Source organism: Streptomyces sp. NPDC054840, from assembly GCF_053611065.1.
On the sequence record NZ_JBSGZP010000730.1, the window covers coordinates 1 to 3,505 of the forward strand.

At 68.2% G+C, this 3,505-nt stretch carries 5 protein-coding genes; 4 read left to right on the forward strand and 1 reads right to left on the reverse strand.

What is annotated here, in order from left to right; all coding sequences use genetic code 11:
- Window positions 1–55 precede the first annotated feature (55 nt).
- Window positions 56–259 carry a cold-shock protein gene (locus tag ACWGIU_RS33020; protein ID WP_030647895.1) on the reverse strand — a complete coding sequence of 68 codons (204 nt, stop codon included), beginning with the start codon at window positions 257–259 and terminating at the stop codon, window positions 56–58.
- 563 nt (window positions 260–822) lie between these two features.
- Between ACWGIU_RS33020 and ACWGIU_RS33025 the strand changes: the two genes are divergently transcribed.
- The 4 genes from ACWGIU_RS33025 to ACWGIU_RS33040 all read left to right on the forward strand — a co-directional run bounded on the left by ACWGIU_RS33025 (window position 823) and on the right by ACWGIU_RS33040 (window position 3,411).
- Window positions 823–1,572 carry a lantibiotic dehydratase C-terminal domain-containing protein gene (locus tag ACWGIU_RS33025; RefSeq protein WP_453711789.1) on the forward strand — a complete coding sequence of 250 codons (750 nt, stop codon included), beginning with the start codon at window positions 823–825 and terminating at the stop codon, window positions 1,570–1,572.
- Window positions 1,573–1,631: 59 nt separating this feature from the next.
- Window positions 1,632–1,820 carry a hypothetical protein gene (locus ACWGIU_RS33030; protein WP_453711790.1) on the forward strand — a complete coding sequence of 63 codons (189 nt, stop codon included), beginning with the start codon at window positions 1,632–1,634 and terminating at the stop codon, window positions 1,818–1,820.
- 504 nt (window positions 1,821–2,324) lie between these two features.
- Window positions 2,325–2,762, forward strand: coding sequence for an NUDIX hydrolase (locus ACWGIU_RS33035; RefSeq protein WP_453711791.1), 438 nt, complete (start codon window positions 2,325–2,327; stop codon window positions 2,760–2,762).
- A gap of 193 nt (window positions 2,763–2,955) precedes the next feature.
- A complete protein-coding gene (locus ACWGIU_RS33040) occupies window positions 2,956–3,411 on the forward strand; it encodes an SCO4225 family membrane protein (RefSeq protein WP_453711792.1) in 456 nt (151 codons plus the stop codon).
- Window positions 3,412–3,505 lie beyond the last annotated feature (94 nt).

Below are 3,505 nucleotides of genomic sequence, written 5' to 3' on the forward strand. Positions count from 1 at the left end.
GCTGGGGCCCGCACCCCGAGGGATGCGGGCCCCAGCTGCGAGATGCGCGTCAGCGTCAGGCGGGAACGATGTTCTCGGCCGTCGGGCCCTTCTGGCCCTGCGCGATGTCGAAGGTGACCTTCTGGCCCTCCAGCAGCTCGCGGAAGCCCTGGGCGGCGATGTTCGAGAAGTGGGCGAAGACGTCGTCGCCGCCACCGTCCTGCTCGATGAATCCGAAACCCTTTGCCGCGTTGAACCACTTCACGGTGCCAGATGCCATGTCAATTCTCCTTATGGGGCAGTACGCCGGCGCCCGCACTGCACGGACACCGTGTCGCCGCGATGATGCCCCGCCGGAAAATTACCGGAAATATGAAGCGCTCGAATGTGGCGCGGAGGCCGACTGGAGCGCTTGAAGTTTTTTGGGTACCACAACTGCAACCGAGATCGACAGTAGCACGCTGCAGCAGTTTGTGTGCGCCGAATATCTCCATCGTGCGCGGCGCGGAAAAACTCTCTTCGCGGGGTCCATTAAACTCTCTGACCGCGGGGACAGATATTGATTCTCCCCGAGTGCAGCGTTCCGGGAGCAAGGGTGCACGCCACGTGCGACGCGCGGTCCGCGCGAAGGCCCAGGTGACCTGTGGCTTCGTTCAAGAGCGGATGACGGGCATCGAACCCGCGCCAAGGCCGGGGTGCCGGTCGGGCCGATCGGACGGTTCACCGGCCGGCTGCCCATCAGTCAGCGGGCAGGCCGAACCAGCGGAGAAGTACGGGTAGTGCGTCGTCGGGGGCGTCCTCGGGGCCGCGGCCATAGCGTGCGAGCAGGGCCAGGTAGTCGTCATGGAACGCGTCCAGCTTGCTTTGCTCGACGCGCCGCACCAGCTCCTGCCGACGCTGGCCGCACTGTGTGCCGCACTGGGCCGGGAACGAGTCGAGCAGCGGTTCTCCCTCTTCGACCTCGACTTCCAGCCTTTCGGCGGGCGGTACGCGGGGGCTGATGCCTCGTTGTACGAGCCGGAATACGGCAAGTACGGCGGCCCGGAGGGTACGCGGCTTGCCGAAGCGGTCTTCCAGGAGTCGAGCGATCTGGCCCTGTGGGCAGCAGACTTCCGGCGCTCGCCGGATCGGACCGCACTGGCGACCCTGCTGATGGAGGCGGCTGTCCGCTCGCTGGGCGACCTCGGCGGGGCAGCCGCGGAGGTACCGCTCGACGCCGCACACTTCTGGGTTCGGCATCTGCATTGGTGGACACGAGACGCCGGCCCCGCAGCCGGTGAACCGCAGTCGCGACTGCGCGACGCAGCGACGCTGGACCGCTGGGGAATAGGCCCCCGCATGGCCGAACTCGCGGCGGACGCCTCGGTGACGGCACGGCTCGCATCGTGGATCGCGACGCTCACCGCGCACCTACGCGAGGCCGCCGCTGCCGGGATCCCGCGCACCACGGGCCACTTGATGTTCCCTCAGGTGCACATGATGACGAACCGGCTCGGCATTCTCCCGAGGGAGGCGGCTCTGCTGGGGGTGATGGCCGCGAGGTCGTTCGGTGATCCGATCGCCCTCAACCATGCTATTCCGGCCGCAAGATAATGTTTCGTCACCGGCCATGGCCGATCATGGATGGGCCATGCCGCAAGTAACGATTGAGGTTGAGATGCCAGCAGACCCCGAAGTCCGGCCGCTCCCGCACGGTCGCCTTTGCGGCGCTCGCGGCGGCGATTGCCGCGGTCGTCGGCGGCGCCCTCGGAACCGACGCCACGCTGCGAGCGATATGCGTCGCACTCGCGGTCATCCTGGTCACGGTGTCGGCAGTCTCCTTCAAGGCTGCAAAGGAATGATGCCGCCCACGGCATGAGCCCGGAGAAGCCCCGGTGTCCAGCCCTGGACTTTTCCATGGGTGCGGCACCGGCGGTCGCCAGGCGCTCACAGCCACCGTGTGCAGCCCCGGCCCTCCTCGTCGCGGCTGCCCAGGGCGAGGAGGTCCAGGCAGGCCGGGCACCGCGAGATCGACGCTGACCGCTGTTGACCGTCCTTAAGGGCACGGTCGGGCACGCCCTTCGCGGTGGTGCCGGGCGGGCGGCGCGATCGCTCGGATCGGCGGCGAGTTTCTCGATCTCGTCACGGATCGGACGGATGGACTCGACACCTGGCCCGCAGGGTCTTCGAGCTTCCAGTCGAGTAGCGCTCGACGACGACGTCGCACGCGCCATGGAGCTGCTCAACCAGTCAAAGCTGGGGGTACCAGCACATCGGTGATCAGCAGCGACCCCGACGCGCCCATCTACGCCACAATGCTCCGCACCTTCGGGTAGTCGCTGCTTGACGAAAGGAGACACAGCGAAATGATCGAACGGGTCCGCGCCGTCCTCGTGACCGCTGACGACACGATGCTGGTCATCCGCCGCACCAAGCCGGACGTCCCCGAGTACTGGGTGCTGCCCGGCGGCGGGGTCGAGGAGAGCGACGAGTCCCGGGAGGCCGCCCTCCACCGTGAGATCCACGAGGAGATTGCGGGGAAGGCCTACATCGTCCGCCTCCTCCACACCATGGAATCCGACAAGGAGCGTCAGCTCTTCTACCTCGCCCGCATCGCGACCTGGTCCTTCGAAGACCGCACCGGCCCCGAGTTCAGCGCCGAGGGACGCGGCGAATACGCGCTGGAAGAGATCCCGCTGACCCTGGAGGGGCTCGACGGCATCGACCTCAAGCCCGAGGAGATCGCCCACGTCCTGCGGGGCGCCATCGGTGCCGGCGGTCTCGGCACCGGGGTCGTGGTCTAGTCGCGGAATCGTCTGGCGCCGTGTGCCGGACATGCGGGGATACGGTGCGCCGTGTCCCCGGTGTGCTTGCCGTGCATGGCTCTGACCGGGTACGCAGGGCCGAACAGGATGAGTAGGCGTACTCAGGTGGCGGGGCCCGGCAGCTTCGAGACTGGCAACAGAACGAACGAAGCGGAACGGGAGGGGGAACGTCATGGTGCGGCGCTGGTCGAAGGCTGAGATGTGGGTGCCCGGTGCGTACCTGGCACTGGTGGTCGCGATGCTGGTCTACGTCGCGGTCGGCCAGTGGAACGGGAACAGCGGGATGTTCGCGGTCTTCCCGATCCTGGCCACGGCGCCGGTCAGCCTCTTGCTGCTGACGTTCCTCATCCCTGCGCCGGACGCCCTGGACTCGGACACGCCCTTCGCCCCCCTGTACGAGGGCTCCGAGCCGCCCGCGAAGCTGCCCACGGACTACCCCTCGGCGTCGGACCCGCTGCCCACGGACTGGGTGGCACCCGACACTTCCGTGGCCGACGACCCCTCGATGTGGGTTGGACTCGGCTTCTGCGCCGTGATCCTGGTCAGCGCCCTGGTCAACGCCACGGCGATCTGGGCCCTGCTCCGCTACGTGGCCCGACGCCGCGACGCCAGGAGGGCGCAGGTCTAGCCGTACGGCCATGCGGACATGCCGCCGGGGGCCACCCGGCAAATCGTTGGGCCCCGGGGCCGTGGGCGACCCCCGGGAGCGGCGCCGGGGCGGG